17 protein-coding genes are annotated in these 22,947 nt (G+C 35.7%); 15 read left to right on the top strand and 2 right to left on the bottom strand.

Going from position 1 to position 22,947, the window contains the following annotated elements:
- Positions 1 to 7 precede the first annotated feature (7 nt).
- The 5 genes from GQR60_RS06655 (at position 8) to GQR60_RS06635 (ending at position 3,089) form a co-directional block, all read left to right on the top strand.
- Positions 8 to 196 carry a PspC domain-containing protein gene (locus GQR60_RS06655; protein WP_101310165.1) on the top strand — a complete coding sequence of 63 codons (189 nt, stop codon included), beginning with the start codon at positions 8 to 10 and terminating at the stop codon, positions 194 to 196.
- Positions 197 to 473: 277 nt separating this feature from the next.
- Positions 474 to 1,187 (top strand): hypothetical protein, encoded by a 714-nt coding sequence (locus GQR60_RS06650; RefSeq protein WP_124992184.1) that lies wholly within the window; start codon positions 474 to 476, stop codon positions 1,185 to 1,187.
- Positions 1,188 to 1,316: 129 nt separating this feature from the next.
- Positions 1,317 to 1,697 carry a pyrophosphohydrolase domain-containing protein gene (locus tag GQR60_RS06645; protein WP_124992183.1) on the top strand — a complete coding sequence of 127 codons (381 nt, stop codon included), beginning with the start codon at positions 1,317 to 1,319 and terminating at the stop codon, positions 1,695 to 1,697.
- Between the two features lie 16 nt (positions 1,698 to 1,713).
- Positions 1,714 to 2,499, top strand: a complete 786-nt coding sequence (locus GQR60_RS06640; protein ID WP_124992182.1) for a PhzF family phenazine biosynthesis protein — start codon at positions 1,714 to 1,716, stop codon at positions 2,497 to 2,499.
- A 17-nt stretch (positions 2,500 to 2,516) separates the two neighbouring features.
- Positions 2,517 to 3,089 carry a pentapeptide repeat-containing protein gene (locus GQR60_RS06635; RefSeq protein WP_124992181.1) on the top strand — a complete coding sequence of 191 codons (573 nt, stop codon included), beginning with the start codon at positions 2,517 to 2,519 and terminating at the stop codon, positions 3,087 to 3,089.
- A gap of 59 nt (positions 3,090 to 3,148) precedes the next feature.
- Here the strand turns inward: GQR60_RS06635 and GQR60_RS06630 are convergent, their stop codons facing one another.
- The gene (locus tag GQR60_RS06630) at positions 3,149 to 4,819 is read right to left on the bottom strand and encodes an alanine/glycine:cation symporter family protein (protein WP_124992180.1); all 1,671 of its coding nucleotides are present in this window, start codon (positions 4,817 to 4,819) and stop codon (positions 3,149 to 3,151) included.
- A gap of 287 nt (positions 4,820 to 5,106) precedes the next feature.
- Between GQR60_RS06630 and GQR60_RS06625 the strand changes: the two genes are divergently transcribed.
- The 3 genes from GQR60_RS06625 to GQR60_RS06615 all read left to right on the top strand — a co-directional run bounded on the left by GQR60_RS06625 (position 5,107) and on the right by GQR60_RS06615 (position 9,075).
- On the top strand, positions 5,107 to 5,688 hold the full coding sequence (locus GQR60_RS06625; RefSeq protein WP_124992179.1) for a hypothetical protein: 582 nt from the start codon (positions 5,107 to 5,109) through the stop codon (positions 5,686 to 5,688).
- A 118-nt stretch (positions 5,689 to 5,806) separates the two neighbouring features.
- The gene (locus GQR60_RS06620) at positions 5,807 to 6,484 is read left to right on the top strand and encodes a tetratricopeptide repeat protein (RefSeq protein ID WP_124992178.1); all 678 of its coding nucleotides are present in this window, start codon (positions 5,807 to 5,809) and stop codon (positions 6,482 to 6,484) included.
- A gap of 98 nt (positions 6,485 to 6,582) precedes the next feature.
- Positions 6,583 to 9,075 carry an endonuclease MutS2 gene (locus GQR60_RS06615; RefSeq protein WP_124992177.1) on the top strand — a complete coding sequence of 831 codons (2,493 nt, stop codon included), beginning with the start codon at positions 6,583 to 6,585 and terminating at the stop codon, positions 9,073 to 9,075.
- A 596-nt stretch (positions 9,076 to 9,671) separates the two neighbouring features.
- Here GQR60_RS06615 and GQR60_RS06610 read toward each other — a convergent pair.
- Entirely contained in the window at positions 9,672 to 10,850 is a 1,179-nt protein-coding gene (locus tag GQR60_RS06610) for a CD0519/CD1768 family membrane protein (protein WP_124992176.1), read from the bottom strand.
- Between the two features lie 243 nt (positions 10,851 to 11,093).
- Between GQR60_RS06610 and recQ the strand changes: the two genes are divergently transcribed.
- From recQ to GQR60_RS06575, 7 genes are all read left to right on the top strand, one after another.
- On the top strand, positions 11,094 to 13,208 hold the full coding sequence (gene recQ / locus GQR60_RS06605; RefSeq protein WP_124992175.1) for a DNA helicase RecQ: 2,115 nt from the start codon (positions 11,094 to 11,096) through the stop codon (positions 13,206 to 13,208).
- 349 nt (positions 13,209 to 13,557) lie between these two features.
- The gene (locus GQR60_RS06600; protein ID WP_124992174.1) at positions 13,558 to 15,675 is read left to right on the top strand and encodes a S9 family peptidase; all 2,118 of its coding nucleotides are present in this window, start codon (positions 13,558 to 13,560) and stop codon (positions 15,673 to 15,675) included.
- Positions 15,676 to 15,756: 81 nt separating this feature from the next.
- On the top strand, positions 15,757 to 16,524 hold the full coding sequence (locus tag GQR60_RS06595) for a LytR/AlgR family response regulator transcription factor (RefSeq protein ID WP_124992173.1): 768 nt from the start codon (positions 15,757 to 15,759) through the stop codon (positions 16,522 to 16,524).
- A 436-nt stretch (positions 16,525 to 16,960) separates the two neighbouring features.
- Complete coding sequence (locus GQR60_RS06590) at positions 16,961 to 18,382, top strand: hypothetical protein (RefSeq protein ID WP_124992172.1); 1,422 nt, start codon at positions 16,961 to 16,963, stop codon at positions 18,380 to 18,382.
- Positions 18,383 to 18,449: 67 nt separating this feature from the next.
- Positions 18,450 to 19,304: a BT1926 family outer membrane beta-barrel protein gene (locus tag GQR60_RS06585; RefSeq protein ID WP_124992171.1), complete on the top strand. Its 855-nt coding sequence runs from the start codon at positions 18,450 to 18,452 to the stop codon at positions 19,302 to 19,304.
- 71 nt (positions 19,305 to 19,375) lie between these two features.
- Positions 19,376 to 20,146, top strand: coding sequence for a LytR/AlgR family response regulator transcription factor (locus GQR60_RS06580; protein ID WP_124992170.1), 771 nt, complete (start codon positions 19,376 to 19,378; stop codon positions 20,144 to 20,146).
- Between the two features lie 206 nt (positions 20,147 to 20,352).
- Positions 20,353 to 22,902 (top strand): NACHT domain-containing protein, encoded by a 2,550-nt coding sequence (locus tag GQR60_RS06575; protein WP_124992169.1) that lies wholly within the window; start codon positions 20,353 to 20,355, stop codon positions 22,900 to 22,902.
- Positions 22,903 to 22,947: the final 45 nt, after the last annotated feature.

The following is a 22,947-nucleotide window of genomic DNA, read 5'->3' as shown; positions in this document are numbered from 1 at the left end:
ACAGATCATGAGTAAGAAATTGAAACGATCATCGGATAAGATGATTGCAGGTGTTTGCGCAGGTATTGCAGAATATTTAGGATGGGAAATTAGTCTTGTTCGGGTTGCTTATGTATTGCTATCAATATTTAGTGCAGGATTTCCAGGTTTGTTGGTTTACATTATTCTTTGGTTCGTATTGCCTGAAAATAATTAGAGAATACATTGTTGGTATATACAAGGGGAAGAGCGATAGCTTTTCCCTTTTTTATGTGTAAATCCGCGCAGTTTATCGGGGATAATAGTGGACAATTTGCTGTGTTTAATAACAGTTGACATAGGAGATATTTATCATGATTTCCGTTTTCTATTTCTTCTATTTTTGCACCGATTTTAAACAAGCAGGAGGGAATGCTGACTAAAGTAAAATGGAATTTTATTTTAAAATGCAATCTCTTTTTATACTAACAACAACACCTTATTTTTTTTTACTGATGAAGTTTTTTAAATCTATCGTATTGATAGGATTAGTACTTATCTGCGGGGGAGTAAAAGCAGACAATTTACCATCTAAAACCGGAGTGAATAGTAGCATTGATTTGGTTAGCCGTCATTTGTGGCGGGGGTTTAACAGTGGCACGGCACCAACTATCGAACCTACTTTAGAATTCCAAACCGGCAAGTTCACTGCAGGCGCCTGGGGGGCATATTCTTTCGATGAGAGTTATCAGGAAATCGATTTGTATTTACAGTACAACACACCATTGTTTCAATTTAGTTTATTCGATTTTTATTGTCCTGCGCCTGACTTTTCAAATTCAAAGTTTTTCGATTTTGACAGTAACGAAAGTGTTCACTTATTTGATGTTTCGGCAAAGTATAAAGGCTGTGCTAAATTTCCAATTTCAATTATGACTTCCGTATTATTTTATGGAGAAATGGATCGTGATGAAAACAATGACCAACGTTATTCAACCTATTTTGAATTTGGATATTCAAATTTTATTGGAGGAAAGAAATTCTCATGGGCTATGGGTATTACACCTTTTAAAGGGATGTATGATGACAAAATGAATGTAGTTAATGTGAACATGACCATGTACGATAAAATTAAACTGAGCGACCAGTTTTCTTTACCTGTAAGGGGAGGTCTTACTTTGAATCCTGTTACTGAAAAACTATTTCTGACATTTGCTATCACATTATAATTACAATGAAATATATTTGAAAAGGCTGCCATGTGCAGCCTTTTTTTATGCAATCTGCCCGACAATTATAAAAGAATTGGTGATATTTAAATTTTAAAGTCGTTTTAAGGAAAATTGAATGAAAAAAGTATGACAGCATTAGAAAAGGTGAATGAATTTCACGAAGCATTTGGTGTAAATGTTGAAAATACACCGGTAATTCCCGCCAAGGAAAGATGTGAATTAAGACAAAATATCATTCAGGAAGAAGTTGATGAACTGAAAGTTGCCTGGGAATCGGGGAATTTGGTTGAGGTGGCAGATGCTTTGGCAGATATTCACTACTTGATAATGGGCACTGTGCTCGAATTTGGTCTTCAGGACAAATATGCTGAGATTTTTAGCGAAGTTCATCGAAGTAACATGAGTAAGTTGGATGAAAATGGGAATCCGATCTATCGGGAAGATGGGAAAGTGATTAAGTCGGAACTGTACTCAAAACCAGAGATTGCAAAAATTTTAAACCGTTAGAACAAATTACTACACTATGAAACTTCAGAAATATCATGTAGATGCCTTTACAAATAAATTGTTTGGCGGAAATCCTGCTTGTGTTATCCCATTAAAAGATTGGTTGCCTGATGAAATCATGTTTTCCATAACCAAAGAGAATAATTTGGCTGAAACAGCCTTTTTTATTGAGACAAAAGATGAATTTCACATTCGTTGGTTTACTCCTGAAGTGGAAATGGATTTATGCGGGCACGCAACATTAGCAACGGCGCATGTGATTAAAAAGCATCTTAATTATAAAGGTGATGTAATTCGGTTTCAATCGGCAAGCGGAGAACTGCAAGTGAGTTTTGAGGCTGATAAATATGTGTTGGATTTTCCTTCCCGTATGCCTAGAATTGCTGAATTGCCCGAAATTATAAGTGCAAGTTTAAATATTCAGCCCAAAGAGGTTTATTTGGCCAGAGATTATGTATTGGTTTATGAATCGGAAGAGGAAGTAAAGGCATTAAATCCTGATAAAAATAAATTGGAACAAATTGATTTGGGACATGGAGGAATAATTTGCACTGCATTAGGTAATGAAGCCGATTTTGTGTCCCGATTTTTTACTCCGGGAGCAAGCATTTTTGAAGATCCTGTAACAGGATCAGCGCATTGCAGTCTGATTCCATTTTGGAGCAACCGCCTGAATAAAAATGATTTGTTAGCTTATCAGATATCTGATCGACATGGTGTTTTGAATTGTACAAATATGAATCATCGTGTGATGCTTCGAGGAAATGCAATAACGTATAGTGTTGGTGAAATTTATTTATAGAAGAAAGAATTGTAATTATGCCAAAGGTGTATATAGAGGATCAGGTTTTTGAAAAGAAGAATTATTCCTTGGAAGCTTTGCCAAAAGGAGAGTATGAGAATTGTCGTTTTGTGAATTGCTCATTTGCCAACAGCGATTTGTCTGAGAATATATTTCTTGAATGTGAGTTTGATCAATGCGATTTAAGTCTGGCGAAACTAAATTACACGGCTCTGCGCGATGTAGTTTTTAAGACCTGCAAAATGGTTGGGCTTGGCTTTCAGGATTGCAATCAATTATTACTCTCGGTTCAATTTGAAGATTGTCAGTTAAAACTGGCATCGTTTTACAAGTTAAAATTAAAGGCAACCAAATTCATTAATTGCAATTTGCAGGAGGTAGATTTTACCGAAACTGATCTTACCGGGGCGACAATGGACAATTGTGATTTGAGTAGAGCCGTTTTCGAATATACAAATATTGAAAAAGCAGATTTACGAAGCTCCTTTAATTATTTGATTAATCCTGAAATCAATAAAATAAAAAAAGCGAAATTTTCTTTACAGGGAGCGGTTGGTTTATTAAGTCAGTACGATATTGAGATTGAATGAAAGAAATTCATTACAGCAAAAAAAGAGACTCAACTGAGTCTCTTTTTTTAACTGCTTATCTAAATTTCTCCGGGATGTTCTTTTGAAAATTTATCAAGGTAATTGTTCATGGTTCCTTTCATATCTTTTCGCAATAGTAGAATACCAATAAGGTTGGGAAGTGCCATAAGTGCAATGGTAATTCCCGAAAGAGTCCAGATAACTGTTGTATCGGCAAACGAAGCGATAAAGAAGCCAATGCAATAGATGATTCGGTAGGGAAGAACACCTTTTGCACCAAACAGGTAGGTTACCGACCTACCGCCGTAGTAGGCCCAGGCAATAGCTGTTGAAAAGGCAAACAGAAGCAATCCAAGGGAGACAATCCATTTGCCCCATTCTCCAAAATAACTTCGGGTGAAGGCTTCTGCGGTTAAGGGAGCCGAGTGCACTAACGAATTGCCTTGAAAATATTCCCCATTTTCATTTACGTACTTTCCGTTTTCAATGGGAAGTGTTCCGCTGTACAATTCTTCATCGTTTTTGTAAACTTTCACTTCTTCGGCAAGTGAGCGGGAGTTGATTATAGAAACTGGATTTTGAATAATTCCATTTTTCACTTGCAATTCACCAGAGAAAACGGGCAAATCTGTTTTCCCATTTAAAAAATTAAAAAGTTTATCCTGATCTTTCTTATTCGAATCGTTATACTGATCAGCCATAATCACCATATCAGTATTTTGAAATCGATTGGAAAGTTTTTCTTTCCAAACACCAGACGATAATATCACCAATCCGGTTAAAGAGCAAATGACAATGGTATCAATAAATGGTTCCAGAATAGCAACCATTCCTTCGGATACGGGTTCTTCGGTTCGGGCAGCAGCGTGAGCAATTGGCGCGGATCCCTGTCCGGCCTCGTTACTAAATAAACCACGGTTTACACCACGGTTAAATGCATAAGCAAAACCAGCTCCCAGGAAACCACCTGTGGCAGCTGTTCCTGTAAATACATTTGCGAATACCGAAACCAGCGAAGGGATGATATTTTCGTAGTTATAAAGAATTACAGATATTGCACCAACAAAATAGATGATAGCCATTGCAGGAACCAGTTTGTCAGTAACCTTTACAATTCTTTTTATTCCTCCCAAAATTACAAATGCGAGCAATACAGCCAGAACACCGCCGGTAATCATTTGATCGAAGCCAAAAGTAGAATAAAGCGAACTGGATATGGAATTAATTTGTGGCAGGCTGCCGGTACCAAAAGAGGAAACAATTGTCATCGCAGCAAAAAAACCGGCAAGCCATGGCATTTTTAGTTTGTTTTTCATGTAATACATCGGTCCGCCGGATATAAAACCTTTTTCATCGGTTTCACGATATTTATGCGATAGGGTAACCTCAACAAATTTGGTGGTCATTCCAAGAAAAGCGGTTACCAACATCCAGAATAATGCAGCTGGACCTCCTAAATAAATAGCAAATGCAACTCCTGCAATATTACCGGTACCAACAGTGCCCGAAAGTGCAGTGGCTAAGGCTTGAAAATGAGAAGCATCTCCCTTTTCTCCTGGCTTGTCGTATTTTCCCCGAACTACTTTAAGAGCGTGTTTAAAAAATCGGATTTGTGGAAACTTAAGGTAAATGGTGAAAAATATACCAGTGAAAAGGAGCAAAAGAGTAAACCAATTGCTTCCTCCTAAATAGATTTCAATTCCGGCTAAAAAGTCGTTTAATTTGTGCATAAAATAGGGGATTAGTAGTTTTTGGGTTAATAGATTTATTTTAAAATCTTTCTAAGATAAAGGTTTATTTTTAATAGTCTAAAATTGAAATTAAGAATATTCTCTTATTGGGAAGTTACACGAACAGTGTGGTAAGGAATAATGCGATGCTTTATTCATGATAAAATATATTACTTAATACTTTATATAATTTGTTATTAAATAATAGTTATATTAACTTCATTGAGTTTTTGATTTATATTATTTATTAAATATTAATTAAAATTAAAAAAGTACTTTTCACAACTTTGGCAGTTGCATTTTCCTTGTTGGTAATGGCACAGGAAAAAACGAAACAAAAGGAAGTCGGACTTTCCTTTAGTAATCTGGATGAATTTGGAATTACCTACAAAGTAGGTACACAAAAAGCGATGTGGAGATTTAATACTCTTCTTTTAACCGGAGGAAAAAATACTTTAAAATATCCAGAGCAAGCTAAGGTGATAAACAATAATTTCGGGTTTGATCTAATGGTAGGTAGAGAATATAGAACATCGATTGATGATAACTTTGAGTTTAGATGTGGTTTCGATATAGTTTATGGATATTCGTCTGTTAAAAGAGAAGATAAGACTAGTTTGGATACTCAGGATTGGATGACGACAAAAAATTCAACATCGAAATATGGATTTAATTTTGTTTTGGGGTTTAATTACACCATCAACCATAAATTGGTTTTAGGGGCAGAAGTATTACCAGGTATTAACTTTCAAGATGGGGAGGTTAAGAAAAGTTATAATTATGGAAATGAAGAAACGACTGATATTTCAGGTTCTAGATATGGATTGAAGAATAGTTCTGTTCTATTAACTCTCGCCTATCGATTTTAAGAAATAGAATAATTCTTATTTTTAATGCTGAATTGGACGGTTGTTCGATTCAGCATTTTAATTGATTCTTAACCTTTTGTTATAACATTACAAGTGGTTAATACCTAAATTTTAATTTATGAAATTAATAATACCTTTTCTCTTATTATTAGTTGCTCTTCAATTTACTGTGCAAGCACAAGTTTACGACGTTTCTCTTGCTGATAGAAACAAAGCGATCGAATTATACAATCTTGCAATTGAGAATAACAGGAATAGTAAGGTGAGCGAAGCATTTGAACAGTTTACTAAAGCAATTTCAACAGACTCAACTTTTCGCAATCCATATTTGCAATTATATACTGTCGCTATGAACGATTCTACTAAAATCGACACAGCTATATCCATTTTGCAGAAATCTAAAAAAATATTTCAGCAAGACGATGAGATCTGTTACTATTTGGGCGAAATGTACAAGGCTAAAGGAGAAGTAAAAAGAGCAATGGCAGAGTATAGTATGGCAATTGCTTACAGTAAAATGAATGGTGAGGATTTCTATCTGGTGCATAAGTATTATTTTAACCGGGCTAATATTTGCCTGGAAAAAAACATGATTAGTACTGCAGTTTTAGATTATACCTACGCACTTAATTTAAAGCCCGATTATGGTGTCGCTTTTGCAAACCGAGGCATTTGTTTCTTTAAGATGGGAGAGATAGAAGCAGCATGTAAAGATTGGAAACAAGCCGTAAGCTTGGGAGTAAGTCAGTCTGAAGAATATGTCGGGAAAAATTGCAAAACAGAAGTTCCTCAATAATATCAAGGAATAGCACAAGTGTGTTGTTCCTTTCTTTTTGTGCATCCAAGTCTTTTATTAATTTTGCAGAAGAAATAATTAAGATTGTAGAGCAGCGCGTGATATATCCGGAAAATTTTGAAGCAAAAATACGGTTCGACAGAGTAAGAGAACTGGTTAAAAAACAATGTTTAAGTTCATTGGGACGCGATTTGGTGGATGCCATTCAGTTTTCCTCTTCTTTTAACATGGTAAATCGTTTGGTGAATGAAACCAACGAGTTTAAAACCATTTGTTTAGATGAGGATAGCTTTCCCTTAGGATATTTTATTGATGTTCGTCAAAGTCTCGAAAAAGCAAGAATTGAAGGAACTTATCTGGAATTGGAAGAACTCTACAATCTAAAAAGATCTCTGGAATCTATTTCTGCCATACTTCGCTTTTTTCAGAATACAGAAGAAAAGGAATATCCATATCTGAAAAAGTTGACAGGGAATGTGAAAATGTATCCCTTCCTTTTTGATCGGATCAATGCGATTATCACAAAAAACGGCAGAATAAAAGACAATGCATCGCCGGCACTGCAGCAGATTCGCAGTAGTCTGATTCAAAAACAATCGACCATTTCGAAGCGGATGCAAACTTTGCTGCGTGCAGCACAAAAAGAGGGTTGGGTCGATCAGGATGTAGCCCTTTCTATTCGCGATGGAAGAGCTGTTATTCCAATTCCATCGGCTCACAAACGAAAAATTAAAGGAATTGTTCACGATGAATCAGCAACCGGTAAAACCAGTTATATCGAGCCATCGGAAATTGTTGAAACAAACAATGAAATTCGCGAGTTGGAATATGCCGAACGCCGTGAAATTATTAAAATATTACAGGATTTTACTGCCCAGCTTCGACCTTATATAGGTGATTTATTTAAGGCATTCGAGTTTTTGGCAAAAATGGATTTTATTCGTGCCAAGGCCATGTTTGCCATACAGGTAAAAGCGGTACTGCCTAAAATGGTGAAGACGCCGACTGCCCTTTGGGAGAAAGCCGTTCATCCCTTGCTTTACCTTACTCTGCAAAAAGAAGGACGAAAAGTAGTTCCTCTTAGCATCGAGATTAGCGATGAGCAGAGAATGGTGCTGATTTCCGGACCAAATGCCGGAGGTAAATCGGTTTGTCTTCAATCCTTGGGGCTGATGCAGTATATGTTTCAGTGCGGTTTGTTGGTTTCTATGGGCGAGGAATCTAAAATTGGAATTTTCGACAACATTTTCATGGATATGGGTGACGAGCAGTCCATCGAAAATGATTTGAGTACTTATAGTTCTCATTTGATGAACATGAAGCATTTTCTTCGTCACTCGAATACCAATACAATGATTTTGATTGATGAATTTGGTTCAGGAACCGAGCCCGCATTGGGGGGAGCCATTGCCGAATCAATTTTAGATAAGCTAAACCGCAAGAAGGTACGAGGTGTAATCACAACTCACTATTCGGGCTTAAAGCATTTTGCATCAGAGGCCGATGGGATTGAAAACGGAGCCATGTTATACGATTCGCACCAAATGCGGCCTTTGTTCCAGTTGGCGGTGGGGAAACCGGGATCATCTTTTGCATTCGAAATTGCGCGTAAAATTGGTTTGCCCGAGGAGATTTTGAAAGATGCTACGGAAAAAATTGGTGAAGATCATATCAATTTCGACAAGCACTTGCGTGATATTGTCCGCGATAAGCGATACTGGGAAAGCAAACGCGATAACATCCGTAAAAGTGATAAGAGACTGAATGTATTGGTAGAACAATACGACAAAGAGTTGAAAGAAGCCAGCAAGCTTCGAAAAGAGATAATAGAGAAAGCAAAAGAAGAAGCCGCTCAGTTATTGAACAGCGCAAACAAATCCATCGAAAAAACCATTCGGGAAATTAAGGAGAATAAAGCTGAAAAAGAGCGTACCCGCGAAATCAGAAAAGAATTTGAGCAGGTTAAAATTCAGTTGACTGAGGGGGAATTGGAAGAAGAGGAGAGAATCAATAAGAAGATTCAGAAGCTGAAAGAGCGCTCAAATAAAACAAAAAAAGAGAAAGCAGGAGATGAATCCAAAGTTCCGGTTACAGCAAAAAGTAAAGTTCAGTTCAATCCTGATGTGATCGAAAAGGCTGATTTGGTGAAGCTTGACAATCAATCCGCCGTAGGCGAAGTAATCGAGATCAACAAAAAAACTGCGGTGGTGGCCTTTGGCAGTATTCTAACTTCGGTTAAAGTGAATCGATTGACGAAAGTGAGTCGGTCTCAGGTTAAAAAGGAGGAAAAGACTTATAACAGAACCTCTTCTTTAATTCAGGAAAAAATATCGAAACGCAAGCTAAGCTTTAAAGCAGATTTGGATGTAAGGGGAATGCGTGGCGAAGAGGCATTGCAGGTGGTGATTGACCATATCGATGATATTATCATGCTGGATGTGCACGAATTTCGTATTCTGCATGGAACAGGAGGAGGAATTCTTCGCCAAATGATTCGCGAGTACTTACAAACTGTAGATTTGGTGCAGCACTTTCGTGATGAAAAAATTCAGATGGGTGGTGCTGGAATCACTGTAGTTACCATGGAGTAAGCTTCCCGCAAGTATTTAAGACCTAAAATTTGTTCGTAGTTTGGTGTCCTGCACTAGCTTGGAGCCCCAAATTAAACAGTTGGTAGGTTCCATGCATAGCTTGGAGCCTCCAATTAAATAGTCTGAAGGTTCCCTGCAAAGCTGGGGACCCTGTTTCTGTATTGGAATTGTGCTCTCGCAAGCGTGTTTACCTGCACCGTAAATGTAGTTTTGTGTCCTGCACTAATGAAATACTCAAAATAAGCGGTGATGGGGCCATCTGCAAGTGTGAAGGGCAACATCCGACTATTTTTGGCGAGGCTCTCGGCTTTGCAGGGAGTGCTCATTCTGTCGCTGGCAAGGCTCTCAGCTATGCAGGGAGTGTTCATTCTGTCGCTGGCAAGGCTTTTAATACATGTATTATCATGTTTTTTCAGTTTTGCAGTGATTCCAACAAGGTTGAATGATAGAAAATACGAAGTCAAATAAGGCTTTCACCATTGTTAGAAGCCAAATCGAAAACAATTTGAGGGTAAACAGATTCGCAGATCAATCCCAATTATAAAAAAATGCCATCTACAGGAGATGGCATTAATAAATATAGGTGTGAAATATATTTATTGAAATAAACTTACAAGTACATAGAGGTAATGGGCGAAAGTCCCCGCTATAATTCCCCCAATAGTGTGTGAAAGCAAGGCTTTTGATGTTAATTCCCGATAGTTAAGTGTATCAAGCATGGCTGTATGAGTACTTAAATAGCCGCTCCAACACATCCCCATTGCGGTAAACACAGCAATAACATTTCCATCAATAATTCCCTTGGCAATAAATGCTTTTACCAATGACATTGCCGCACCAACAGCACCCAATGATGTTACAGGGAATGCAATTAATTCAGGATGCTTGAATCCAAACAAACCTTCAAACAACCACCAGATGTGTCCTGCTAATTCAGGTAGTAATGGAACTCCTTCGTAAGCAATTCCCTGATAACCTAAAGCTGCATCTTTAGGGCCGAAGGTCAGCATCATTACCATGGTCGAAATAATAAGTACGCCAGGAATAATAGCCAATCCTAAATCAACACCCGATTTACCTCCATCCAAAATAGAGTTCAGAAACCGCAGAAATACCCCACCTTCCGATTTAAAACTGATTTTTTCAGCAGCCCCTTCAAAATCTGTATCTTTTCTTACAGGAATGTGACCTTTTATTAAGCGCTGCATCAATCTGGTCGAAACAACTGCGCCAGCCAAAGCTCCTGCCAGTCCGATCAATGCTGGTACAAATAGGTTTTCTTCGCTTCCTGGTATTTTAAGAGTCGACATAAAAGTGATTACGATCAAACCCATTCCAAAAGCAGTACCAAAATTGGTTAAAGAAACCAGTTGATAATTTTTAAAATACTTGCTGAAATTTTTATCCTTTGCCAAACTGATAATAGCAGGGTTGTCGGATAGAAAAGTTAGAACTCCGGCCAAAGCAGCAACACCAGGAAGATTAAACAGCGGCTTCATTAAAGGGGCAAGAATTTTCTCGAGTAAACGAACCACACCAAATTCAATCAGCAACTTGCCTAAAGCCCCCGAAAGTACTGTGATTCCCATAATGTAGAATACGGTATTCATTAATAGATCCCATGCTGTATTCATAATGGTGTTTAGCATATTGGCAACACCCATTTGGTGACCAACATAACCAAAAATTCCGAAAAAAGTAAGCAGAAACATTGCTGCCTCATACCTTCGTTTCTTAAGGAAATCAGTTTCCCTAATCGACTTAATTGCGTTCATAGTTTTTGTTTGTGTGTTTGTTGTTTGTATTTCGCTGCAAAAGTAATTTTTTGGCTAATGATGATGTTTTTTTTGTGTATGATCTTTGTCAGGTTTAAGATATCATTGATATGTTTAAAAAAAGCCACCCGGAAATCTTGTTTTACTTGTATTATTAATGAATTGAGATCTGTTGTGTTGATAAAATCATTTTTTAGCTAGGCACAATTGTAGTAGCTTTGTTGTCCCTTTCAAAATTGATCCATGACAACAGCCAAACGCGCATTAAAAAAATATTTTGGATACGACCATTTCCGGCCCTTACAGGAGGAAGTGATTAAATCAGTACTTCAGGGTGAAGATGCCTTGGTAATTATGCCAACAGGTGGCGGTAAATCCATCTGTTATCAAATACCTGCTTTAATTATGGAAGGAGTTACTGTGGTAGTTTCTCCTTTGATTGCTCTAATGAAAGATCAGGTAGAAGGTTTGCATGCCAACGGAGTGGATGCAGCTTTTTTGAACAGCTCACAGTCCGCGAAGCAACAGGCAGATGTCATGGAAAGAATCACGGAAGGAAGTATAAAACTGCTCTATGTTTCTCCTGAGAAATTGCTTAGTCACGAATTTTATTACTTGCTTTTACAGCTTAAGGTAAATTTATTTGCCATTGATGAAGCTCATTGTATTTCTGTTTGGGGGCACGATTTTAGACCGGAGTACGCTAAAATGGCCTATTTGAAAAAACAATTTCCTCATGTTCCGGTAATTGCTTTAACCGCTACTGCTGATAATCTAACCCAGAAAGACATTGTAAATCAATTGGGTCTGGTAAATCCAAAAAAATATAATTCTTCATTCGATCGTCCCAATTTAAGTTTGAATGTGGCGCCGGGTAAGGATAAATTTAAAACCATCCTTGGATTTTTACGTCAACGGCCACATCAGGCAGGAATTATTTATTGTTTAAGCAGAAAAGCGACGGAAGGCCTGTCCGAAAAATTGAAAAATGCCGGGGTAAATGCTTCCTACTATCATGCTGGTTTATCTGCCGAGGAAAGAGCACGCCGGCAAGAGGATTTTATTAATGATGAAGTCCCTATAATCTGTGCTACCATTGCCTTCGGAATGGGAATTGACAAGTCAAATGTACGTTGGGTGATTCATTACAATCTACCGCGGAATATAGAATCTTACTATCAGGAGATTGGTCGTGCAGGCCGGGATGGATTAAAGGCTGATACGCTTTTATTTTATAGCTTTTCGGATGTAATCGTTCATCGGAAATTTATCGAGGAATCGGCACAGAAAGAAGTTTCACATGCCAAATTGGAGCGAATCCAGCAATTTTGTGATGCTCAAATATGCCGAAGAAAAATTTTGCTTAATTATTTTGGTGAACATTTAGAGGAGAACTGCAACAATTGTGATGTATGTAAAAATCCTCCCCGCGTATTCGATGGAACAATAATAGCACAAAAGGCATTTTCAGCCATTGTTCGGTTAAAAGAAAAAGTCCCCGCAGGAATTTTAATTGATGTGATTCGGGGGTCATCGCGTCAGGAAATTTTGAGTAAGGGATATCATAAAATAAAAACTTATGGGGTTGGTAAGGATATCGCGCATCAGGATTGGCAGCAATATATGCTTCAACTTTTAAATTTAGGTTTTATTTCTGTTGCATACGACGAAGGGAATGCCCTAAAGCTGACAGCTCAGGGCCGGGAAGTTCTTTTTGGTGAACGACTTGTAAATTTGGTTCATTTGGCTTCTATGAAGTCCGATCCGGAGGTAAAACCTATCCTGAAAACCGGGAAGCAAGAAGCCAGAGAGGGTTTGTTCGAAGCATTGCGAAAATTGCGTTTGCAAATTTCAAGAGAAGAGAACATTCCTCCGTATTTAGTATTCTCTGATGCCAGTTTGCAGGAAATGGCTCAGGAAGAACCTACAAGTGAATTTGAGATGAAACTGATATCGGGAGTTGGAGTTCGAAAATATCAGTTGTATGGTGACTTATTCATTAATGAAATTGTAGAGTTTGGTCAGAAAAAGAATCAGGAAGCCAAAAAGAGCGGCGAATCTTTTTATCAGACTTATGAATATTACAAGCAGGGTTTTTCGGTAGAAGAAATTGCAAGTATCCGTAAAATAAACCCGGTAACCATTTATTCTCATTTGGCGTCACTCTACGAAAAGGGTGCAGATATCGATTTAACAGAGTATCTGAATTCTTCAGAATTGGAACAAATAGAAGACGCTTACCGGTCTTTGAATGAGACTGGTAATGTTAAGGATCTCTATTTATTTATGAAAGAAGAGGTTGAGTATTATAAAATACGACTTGGAATCTCCTATCTGAAAGTTCTTTCGTCCAGTTAATTTTAGCCTTAATCGTCCATATACCCACTGCATCGAAAATATTCGTATACTATAGTTATTTTTGTTAAATTAGTTCTGGTTTATTAACAAAATACCTGCAATTATTTTTTTATAATTGCAGGTGAAGTTTACACCTTTAAATAACCTACTAATATGAAACGTCCATAAAGATAATTATGACTCGCAGAGGAATGATTCTTCCAGCATGGTAATCCCGAAAGCTTTCGGAACCATATGGCATAAACTTAAAATTATAATCATATGAAACGTCCATGTATAAAGCTTTCTACACACAGGGAGATGATTATATGGTAAGTTCCATATGACAAAAACTTAAAATTATAAACATATGAAATTTAAATTGTTTTTTAGCATTGCTGTAACTGCACTTTTAGCAATGTCTTGTGGTCCAAAGGCAACAACGCCGAAACCACCTGTTGCAAAAAAAATAGCGAAAGAACTTACAATCCATGGTGATACCCGGATTGATAATTATTATTGGATGAATCAGAGGGAAGATACAGCCGTAATTAATTACTTGAAGGCAGAAAACAGCTATACTGATGCTATGATGAAGCATACAGAAGAATTTCAAACAAAGTTGTTTGATGAAATGATTGCCCGTATTAAGAAAACAGATGAATCCGTTCCTGCTAAATCCAATGGATTTTATTACTACAGCAGAACAGAAGGTGATGCAGAATACCCTTTGTATTGCAGAAAAGAAGGATCTTTAGATGCAGAAGAACAAATCATGCTTAATGTTCCTGAAATGGCACAAGGCTATAGTTTCTTTAGTATAGGAGATTATTCGGTTAGTGAAAACAATAAAATTCTTGCCTATTCTGAAGATACTTTAAGTCGTAGAAGATATACCATAAAGTTTAAAAGCCTGGTTGATGACAAAGTTTATTCTGATGAAATTGTAAATACAACAGGAGGTATTACATGGGCAAGTGATAATAAAACAGTTTTTTACACGGTAAAACACCCTGAAACTTTATTGCCTTATAAAGTACTTAAGCATGTTTTGGGTACACCAGTTGAAAAAGATGAATTGGTTTACGAAGAAAAAGACAATACTTTCTATACATTTTGTTACAAAACAAAATCCAGAAAATATATTATAATTGGTTCAACCACTACTCTTTCTGCTGAATACAGATATATCGATGCAAGTAAACCGAATAGCGAATTCAGTGTTTTTCAACCTCGCGAAAAAGATTTAGAGTATAGCATTGATCATTTTAAAGGAGATTTTTACATCAGAACTAATTATCAGGCGAAAAACTTTTGTTTGATGAAAACTCCGGTGACTAAAACAACGAAAGAGAATTGGATGGAAGTGATTCCGAATCGTGATGATGTATATTTAAGTAATTTTGAGATTTTTGAAAATTACCTTGTTGTCGGCGAAAGAAAAAATGGTTTGAATCAGCTGCGAATCAGACGTTGGGCAGATAATGAGGAACATTATCTCGATTTTGGTGAAGAAACCTACGATGCCTGGATTTCGACAAATCCTGAATTTGAAACAGATGTTCTTCGTTACGGTTATACTTCTTTAACAACACCATCGTCTACTATAGATTACAACATGACTACGAAGGTGAAAACGGTAATGAAACAGCAGGAAGTTGTTGGTGATTTCGATAAGTCAAACTACGAGGCCAAAAGAATTTGGGCAACAGCTGAAGATGGAACAAAGGTGCCTGTTTCGTTGGTTTATCGTAAAGATAAATTCAAAAAAGGAACCAATCCGCTGTGGTTATCTGCTTATGGTTCTTACGGCAGTAGTTCCGATGTATATTTTAGTTCTGTTCGGTTGAGCTTATTGGATAGAGGATTTGTTGTAGCGACGGCACATGTACGCGGTGGTCAGGAAATGGGACGCTATTGGTATGAAGATGGAAAACTTTTAAAGAAGAAAAATACCTTTACTGATTTTAATACCTGTGCTGAGTACATGGTAGCCGAAGGATATGCTGCAAAAGATAAAGTTTTTGCGTGGGGTGGAAGTGCAGGAGGATTGCTGATGGGAGCAATTTGTAATATGCGGCCAGACCTTTATAGAGGAGTTATAGCCGCTGTTCCATTTGTTGATGTTGTAACAACAATGCTGGATGAATCGATTCCATTAACCACTGGTGAGTTTGATGAGTGGGGGAATCCAAAGAATAAGGAGTATTACGATTACATGCTTTCCTATTCACCTTACGATAATGTGGAAGCGAAAGATTATCCTGCTATGTTGGTTACAACAGGTTTGCACGACTCTCAGGTTCAATATTGGGAACCTGCAAAGTGGGTAGCTAAATTGCGCGATATGAAAACAGATCATAATCCTTTGCTGATAAAAATTAATATGGATTTTGGTCACGGTGGTGCTTCCGGGCGCTTTGAACGCTATCACGAAGTTGCATTAGAATACGCCTTTGTTCTTGATCTGGTAGGAATTACTAAATAATTAGACATAAATATAAAAAAAGCTCTCTATATAGAGAGCTTTTTTTATATATTTAGGTTCATATTAACCTAATAAAGGCTGATGATAAAGACGCTAATTGTTGATGATGAATTAAAAAGCCAATCAACTCTACATAAATTGTTGGAGATGTATTGTCCTGGAGTAGATGTTATTGGCTTTGCACATAATGTTGAAACTGGGATAGAAGCAATCAATACTTTAAAGCCGGATTTGGTTTTTTTAGATATCTCTATGCCGGATGGAGATGGATTTGAAGTTCTGGAAAGAGTCGCAAATCGTAATTTTGAGGTGGTTTTCACAACTGCTTTTAATGATTATGCAATTAAAGCTTTTCAGTTTGCTGCATTGCATTATTTGTTAAAGCCTATTAATTATATTGAATTACAGAGTGCTGTTAAACGTTTTAAACAAAATCATCAGGATGTTGATCTAAATGAGAAAATAAAGATTTTGTGTGATAGTTTAAGTAATCATCATCAGAAAATAATTCTCCCCACATCAAATGGACTGCGAATTATAGAATTGAATCAGATTCTTCGATGTGAAGCAGATGGCAGTTACACCAATTTCTATTTGAGTGATAATACCGTATTGATGGTTTCTAAGGTATTATCCAATTTTGAGGATATATTGCCGGAAGAAATATTCTGCAGAGTTCACAGTAAGCATCTGGTAAACCTAAACTACATCAGCCAGTACATCAAAGGAAGAGGTGGACGTATTATTTTATCTTCAGGAAAGGAAGTTGAGGTTTCAGAAAGTAAGAAAAAAGATTTTCTGAAAAGACTGAAGTATCTCGCTCATTCATTAAATAAAGTAAAGAAATAAAATTAAAAGAAAAATATAAGTTGTTCTGAAATAAGTTGTCAGAAAAAAGACACATCTCAGGATGAGACAACAGAATTATTAAAAGGAAGCAAAAATTGCTTCTTTTTTTTGTTTTAATTTTCGATGATTATATTTATATGTCTTATCATAAGGTGTTTAGTTGGTGTTTTGTTGTTCTTATAAATATCATAATAATTTAAATCATAAATAAATTAAAGTTTTATATATTGAGGCGTAATTTGATTTTTTTAATTTCTTAAATAGACTATTTTGAGCGCTTGTGCATAAAAAATACGTTGTTATACATCAGAATAACACATATACATAATGAAGATAGTTATTTTGTGTTTATTCTGCTATTTTTGCGATGAACAAAATAAAAATTGATTGATTTTATTTTAATACATCGAATTTTTAATATAAAAAAAGAAAAATTATGAAACTTAAATTTGTATCTCTAGGATTATTAGCGCTTAGTTTTGTTGCTTGTGATTCTTACGAAGAATCAGCTTCGGTGGAAGCAATGAGAAATGCCAGAACAGAGTATGTAAAGGCTGAAACAGGAATGATTAATGCTCAGGTTGCATATGAAGCTGCGCGTACAAAAGGACAAGAAATTGCGAATGCTATTGCTGAGGCTAAAGGCGCCGTTGAGATTGATAAGCTTAAGGTTCAATTAGAGGAAGCTATGGCGGATCTTGAACAGTCAAAGGCGTATTTGGAATATTATATTCTTCAACAAAAGAACAATATTGAAAATCTTGAGAATAATGCAATAAGCTTTGCGTATAACGATTATACAATTGCTTATAATGATTGGACAACTAATACCGCTATTTTGTTAAGTGAACAAAATAGCTTAAAGGATTATAATATTTATTTAGCAGGTGCCAAAATGGCTGATGAGAATTGGGCAGACAAACAAACTAAAGTCTATAATCTTAATCTTACTGGTTACAATGCAACATTGGAAGAGTATAATGCTTCTTTAGCGATGTATAAAGCATTGCAGGAAAGTAACGATTGGGATGCTGTGAAAGTTGAGTTGGATGCAAAAAGAGTTGAGTTGCAAGAACTTCAAGCAGAAGAACATAACTTAGGTGTAGATGTTAATCTTGCTAGTACTAAAGAAGGTGTTGCTTACAATGCATTAGCTACCTGGATGAGTGATAATTTCATTTCTTCGTCAATAGTTAGAGGTGAAGGTGTTACTGAAATGGCTGCAGATTTTAATACTCACAAAGCGACACTAGAAAATGATACAATTGCACCATATAACGATATGGATGCTGCAAAAACTGCTGTAGAAGCTGATGGTGCTGAAGATGCTGATGATTATAATGTTCTTGTGGAAACTTATAATAATTCGGTAGTTGTTTATAATGATGCTATCGCTGCTTACAAAGCTTATCAAGAGGCTGTTTTGATGTCTGAATTGAAAGCTTTAAACTCAACTTATGTTGCTGCTTGTACTAAGAGTGATGCATTACAAGAAGAGTATGCAGTAATTTATGCTAAAAGATATGCTTTAAATAGCGAAGTAAACAACTTGAGTAGTTTGTATTTTACTATCGAAACAAACTTATATTCTGGAGCTGAATATACTGCAACTGTTTTGGCAGGTATGATTTCTAATGTGGAGTATAATATTACATTTGCTCAGAATGATATTGATAATATTGAAGCTAATCTTGCTAACATAGAGGCAGGAAACTACAGTCAGGCACAGGTTGTTAGGAGTTACGAGGAAACGATAGCAAGTATTGAAAAAAGAATTGCAGAATATATGGTAAAAGTTGAAACTTCTAAAGCATGGTTAGATGCAAAAGAAGCAGCATATCAAGCTTTATTAAACTAGTGATAAGATTAGGGAGTTCTTGAGAAAAGAGCTCCCTTTGGAATTCAAAAATCAAAAACAAAGAGTTATGTATAAAAAAATTATTTCTTTGATTTCCCTATCACTTTTCTGTGGCTCTGCTATTTTTGCACAAGTTAATTCATCAGAAGATGGATTGAGTTTCGTGCCAAAAAAGGGTAGCTTTACCGCTTCTTTGGTAATGGGCAATAATGATGTTACTGATATCACTTCATCCGTTTTGGATGCAAATACTAGTATTCAGGGTAGATTAGGTGCTGATGATACTTTCTCGGTAAAGAAACCATCTTCAATTACCAACATGGCTGGTATTTCGTTAAACTATTTTTTAACGGATAAGATTTCCTTAAGCTTGTTTGGTTCTTATGGCTACAAATCAGTAGCTGGCGAAGATGCATTTTCAGGAGTGCCGGTAATGTATGATGCAGACAATAAGCCTTTGGTGGGAACTGGGATTCCTGCAATACAAGGAAATCCTGAAACCGATAATTATAAATTTTATATCTCGACAGGTGCTGATTATCATTTTAAATTCGAGCAGGATGCTAGAGTATTAAAAAATGTTGACTTTTACTTAGGTGCTCGTTTTAATTTTGCCTACGAGCGTTTAGAAAAAACTCAGACTTCTTGGTTGGTTAATGATAATGGCGGTTATACAGTTGATTCTGGCGATGCTGGAACTGCTACTGCTGAAGCCCTTGGTCTTGGAGGTGCTGTTGTAGCCGGTGTGGATTACTATTTTACCAATGCTCTTTATATGGGTTTGGAAGTTAATGCTTTCAATTTCATGTATCAGCATACCGAGATCGTAATTGCACCAGGCGTTCAAGGTGCAGATCAAAGTACTACATTTATGAATGCATTTTCTTATCCTAAATTTAAAATAGGATTTAAGATTTTTTAAATAAGAATGCTATTCTAAATTATATAATTCCCGGTTTCTCGTTGATAAGAAACCGGGAAAATTTTTCAAACATGATCCTTACAGATAAAATCCGCACACTTATTTTTGATTGCAATGAAAACAATATAAGGATAGTAGGTGATTTATTAACTGCAAATTGTGATGATGTTATTGTGGTGGGTACCGATACTTCAACAGTTGGTATTGATAAATTACTTCAGATCCATAAGCCTGATATTGTATTTATTGACTCCGGTTTATTATTGGAAACTTCTCTTGATACCATTCTAAAAGGAGAACATAGCTTTGAAATTGTTTTTATGGCCGAAAACAATGAATTTGCAATACAAGCTTTTAAGTTTTCTGCTCTTTATTGTATAAATAAGCCATTTTTGAAAGAAGAGGTGAGGGAGGCGATTGTTCGTTTTAGAAGGAAGCCTTCTCATTATGATTTCAATCGACTGAGAGCGTTGGTTGTTGAGCAAAAAGAAGAGGAATGTAGAATAATTCTGCCTGATTCGATTGGTTTTAAGATTGTGAATGTGAATGAGCTTACAAGATGTGAGGCAGAGGGGTGCTACACCAGGTTTTATTTAAAAGGGGCGGATGGATGCATTGTTGCAAAATCTTTGTCTAGTTTTATCAAATTGCTACCAGAGCATTTGTTTTGTAGAATTCATAAGAAACATCTAATCAACTTAAATTTTGTAAAACAGTATGTGAAGGGACGAGGAGGCCATGTCATTCTTCAGGATGGAAGCAAAGTAGAGGTGTCTGAGAGAAAAAAGAAAGAATTTATCGAAAGTTTAAAATATTTTGCATACTCTTTTCTTGAAGGTTGAAAAGCAATAGGAAAATAATTAGCACATATTTCAATTCACATGTTTTTATATCGAATTTGCATTTTTCATAAACACCATTATAAGCTGAAACAACGCAGATATAAATTTATTGTCCCTGAAGATAAATTGTGGATTGTCTCGATGAGATTTCTTACTTACTTTCACCCGAAATTTGATTAAGATCACTACAATATACTATTACGACAATGATTGAACGACTGAAATCGGAAGTTTTAAAGAAGTTTGGTTCAGAGCTATTGTATACTAAAGCGTGTCGTATTTTGGCTGATGAAATTTGCGAGGAAACCGGATACCGGATTAGTACTACCACTATTCGACGAATTTATGGATTCTTAAAAACAAGGACTACCCCAGCAAAATTTACATTGAGTACGCTTTCCATTTATGTTGGTTATGCAACTTGGGAGCAATTTTGTGCTTCACAGGGTGGTACTATAAAATCTACTTATAAGAAGAAAAGAAATTGGAATGATTTATATCAAAAATCACTCGAACTCAGTAAGGAAACGTATAAATTAGTTGCCGGACAATCAGGTATTCCATTTCATTCAGTTGTTAGTCGGTTTCATGCCGAAGAAAGAATTAGATGTTTTTTGAATTCATCGAAAATGGCAACTGGTTTTATTGCTCCTGGAGGTTTTGGTAAATCAAGTATGTTAGCCAAGTGGTTCGAGAAAAATTGGATTAGAAAACAAAGTGATGATGTCATTTTATATCTGAATGCATCATTCATGCTTAGTTTTTTAAATAAGGATTTCAGCTTGGATCGTTGGATTCAGGATCAATTAGATTTTACAGAGAAGGATACTTTGAAATATTTTCTTGAAAATCCTAAAGATTGTGACGCTCGAATAATATTTGCCATCGATGCGCTTGATGAAATCACATATGATAATATTAAACTGGAAAGGCTGTTTCTTCAGATAAAACAGTTTATATCAAATTATAAGGATTCTGATAAGATAAAACTAATAATAACTTCACGTTGCTCAACTTGGGAGAAATTTGCCTTACCATTTGTAATAAAAGGAAATGCTATTCAAAATAGTTGGTACGAACTAGGTTTGAAATTAGATTCTCAGGATTATCAGAATCTATATCCTTTAACAAATGATGAAATTGAATATGTTATTGATCGAACAATCAATAATAGTTTTTCGACTAAATTTTCAGTTAAGGAATTGTCCTTCCAACAAAAGAAAATGATTTCTAATCCTTTTTATCTGGAATTATTCGTGAAATTATACAATCCGAATAAGCATTATGGCAATAATCAGGGGCAAGAGTTGTTAAATGAATTTTTAAGAAACAAAGTGTTTTATTCCAGATTTTCGGAAGAGAAGATGGATATTTTATATGGTATTTTGAAATTGATTGAACATGGGAAGAATGGAGTTGCTGCAAAAAAAATGGAATTGCGGGATGCTTTTCCAATCCATCTGAAAACTGCTGGGAATTATTTTTATGCCTATGAGGAATTAATTTCATATGGATTATTAACCGAATTTATCACCATAAATGAACACAATAGTTATTGTAAGTATGTGAAAATTACCAGTGAGTCCTTATGTGAGACTTTGATTGGTTTTAATCTTATTCAGCAAAACGGAGGGGTTGATTTTCAGCTGATTAAAGCTGTTGAAGATGGGTATTCTGGTTTTGATATTAAAAATAGACTAATTTGCTTTTTATACACGAATGCTTTCTATAATGGGAAACATCTGGAATTAAAAAACTTTTTTGAATTAAGTGACGAGACACTTTCGGATCGTGAGGTGATTGATACCGTTCTTAATTCAGCGATTTATTCAGATGATCGGAAAATAGAGTTAATGGAGCATTTTGCAACACAGAAACGAGCTGAAAAGTATCTGTTTAAGGATTTTCCAGATATCTATAATATTAGTAAGGGAGATAAGGCTATATTAGAAATATTTGCAAAAAAAGGACAATCTAAAAGTGTACGAATAAAGTCACATTCACTGTTGTTGTTGAATTCTGTATTTACCATGGATATAGAGAACATAGAGCTTTATTATCAGGAATTAAATGCAGAAGAGATTGATTTGTCATGCACAGGAATTGATATCTCAATGAGGCTTACCAGTATTTTGATTTACAATCATTTCATCAGTAAGGAATCTAATGAAATTGAGATTTTAATGATGTTTTATCACAGGGAAATGGCTTATAATCATCTGGATGATAATTATTCACTTAATGGTGAATTTGAGCTTGTTATTTGTATGGTATTGATTTATATGAAATCCTTTCATAAGGTTCTTCAATTAATTGATGATGTTGAACATTTGTATAAAAGAACAGAGTCGAAAAAATCAAATCTAAATTACAGAATTCTGCAATGCTATAAATTATCTGCGCAGCATAGTTTAGGTATGGAAATGACTAAAACTCAAATTGAGTTTTTAAAATCATGCGAAAGTGAAATATTAGCTTCAAAAAATTATTTTTTGCAAATATATTATCATTCGTTTCTTAGTTCTGTTCAGTTTTCAGAAGGGAATCGCGTTCAGGTGGAAAGACATTTTAATTCAGCTATGGAAATTTGTGATGAAGCTAATTACAGATTGTGTTCTTTAGGAATCCTAAAAAAAATGGTAATATATTATAATGAATGGGGTGAGAAAACAAAAGAAAGCATTTGTTTATCGGAAGAAAGGGATATTTTAAGAGATGTTAGCTCAATATTTGATATGGAAACTCTTTTTGTTTAGAAGTTTAGAGAAATATTTGATAAAGCTATTTGCAAGTGCAAATAG

The organism is Labilibaculum euxinicum (assembly GCF_009795715.1).
In the GTDB taxonomy this organism is placed as follows: domain Bacteria; phylum Bacteroidota; class Bacteroidia; order Bacteroidales; family Marinifilaceae; genus Labilibaculum; species Labilibaculum euxinus.
Note: the sequence above shows the minus strand (reverse complement) of the source record. Positions and strands in the feature narration are given on the sequence as shown.

Excerpts from the sequence above, each read along its gene's own strand:
- GQR60_RS06575 (WP_124992169.1), top strand. The coding sequence starts at position 20,353 with ATGATTGAACGACTGAAATCGGAAGTTTTAAAGAAGTTTGGTTCAGAG.
- GQR60_RS06620 (WP_124992178.1), top strand. The coding sequence starts at position 5,807 with ATGAAATTAATAATACCTTTTCTCTTATTATTAGTTGCTCTTCAATTT.
- GQR60_RS06650 (WP_124992184.1), top strand. The coding sequence starts at position 474 with ATGAAGTTTTTTAAATCTATCGTATTGATAGGATTAGTACTTATCTGC.
- GQR60_RS06590 (WP_124992172.1), top strand. The coding sequence starts at position 16,961 with ATGAAACTTAAATTTGTATCTCTAGGATTATTAGCGCTTAGTTTTGTT.
- GQR60_RS06640 (WP_124992182.1), top strand. The coding sequence starts at position 1,714 with ATGAAACTTCAGAAATATCATGTAGATGCCTTTACAAATAAATTGTTT.
- GQR60_RS06635 (WP_124992181.1), top strand. The coding sequence starts at position 2,517 with ATGCCAAAGGTGTATATAGAGGATCAGGTTTTTGAAAAGAAGAATTAT.
- GQR60_RS06585 (WP_124992171.1), top strand. The coding sequence starts at position 18,450 with ATGTATAAAAAAATTATTTCTTTGATTTCCCTATCACTTTTCTGTGGC.
- GQR60_RS06630 (WP_124992180.1), bottom strand. The coding sequence starts at position 4,819 with ATGCACAAATTAAACGACTTTTTAGCCGGAATTGAAATCTATTTAGGA.
- GQR60_RS06655 (WP_101310165.1), top strand. The coding sequence starts at position 8 with ATGAGTAAGAAATTGAAACGATCATCGGATAAGATGATTGCAGGTGTT.
- GQR60_RS06600 (WP_124992174.1), top strand. The coding sequence starts at position 13,558 with ATGAAATTTAAATTGTTTTTTAGCATTGCTGTAACTGCACTTTTAGCA.
- GQR60_RS06645 (WP_124992183.1), top strand. The coding sequence starts at position 1,317 with ATGACAGCATTAGAAAAGGTGAATGAATTTCACGAAGCATTTGGTGTA.
- GQR60_RS06595 (WP_124992173.1), top strand. The coding sequence starts at position 15,757 with ATGATAAAGACGCTAATTGTTGATGATGAATTAAAAAGCCAATCAACT.
- GQR60_RS06610 (WP_124992176.1), bottom strand. The coding sequence starts at position 10,850 with ATGAACGCAATTAAGTCGATTAGGGAAACTGATTTCCTTAAGAAACGA.
- recQ (WP_124992175.1), top strand. The coding sequence starts at position 11,094 with ATGACAACAGCCAAACGCGCATTAAAAAAATATTTTGGATACGACCAT.
- GQR60_RS06580 (WP_124992170.1), top strand. The coding sequence starts at position 19,376 with ATGATCCTTACAGATAAAATCCGCACACTTATTTTTGATTGCAATGAA.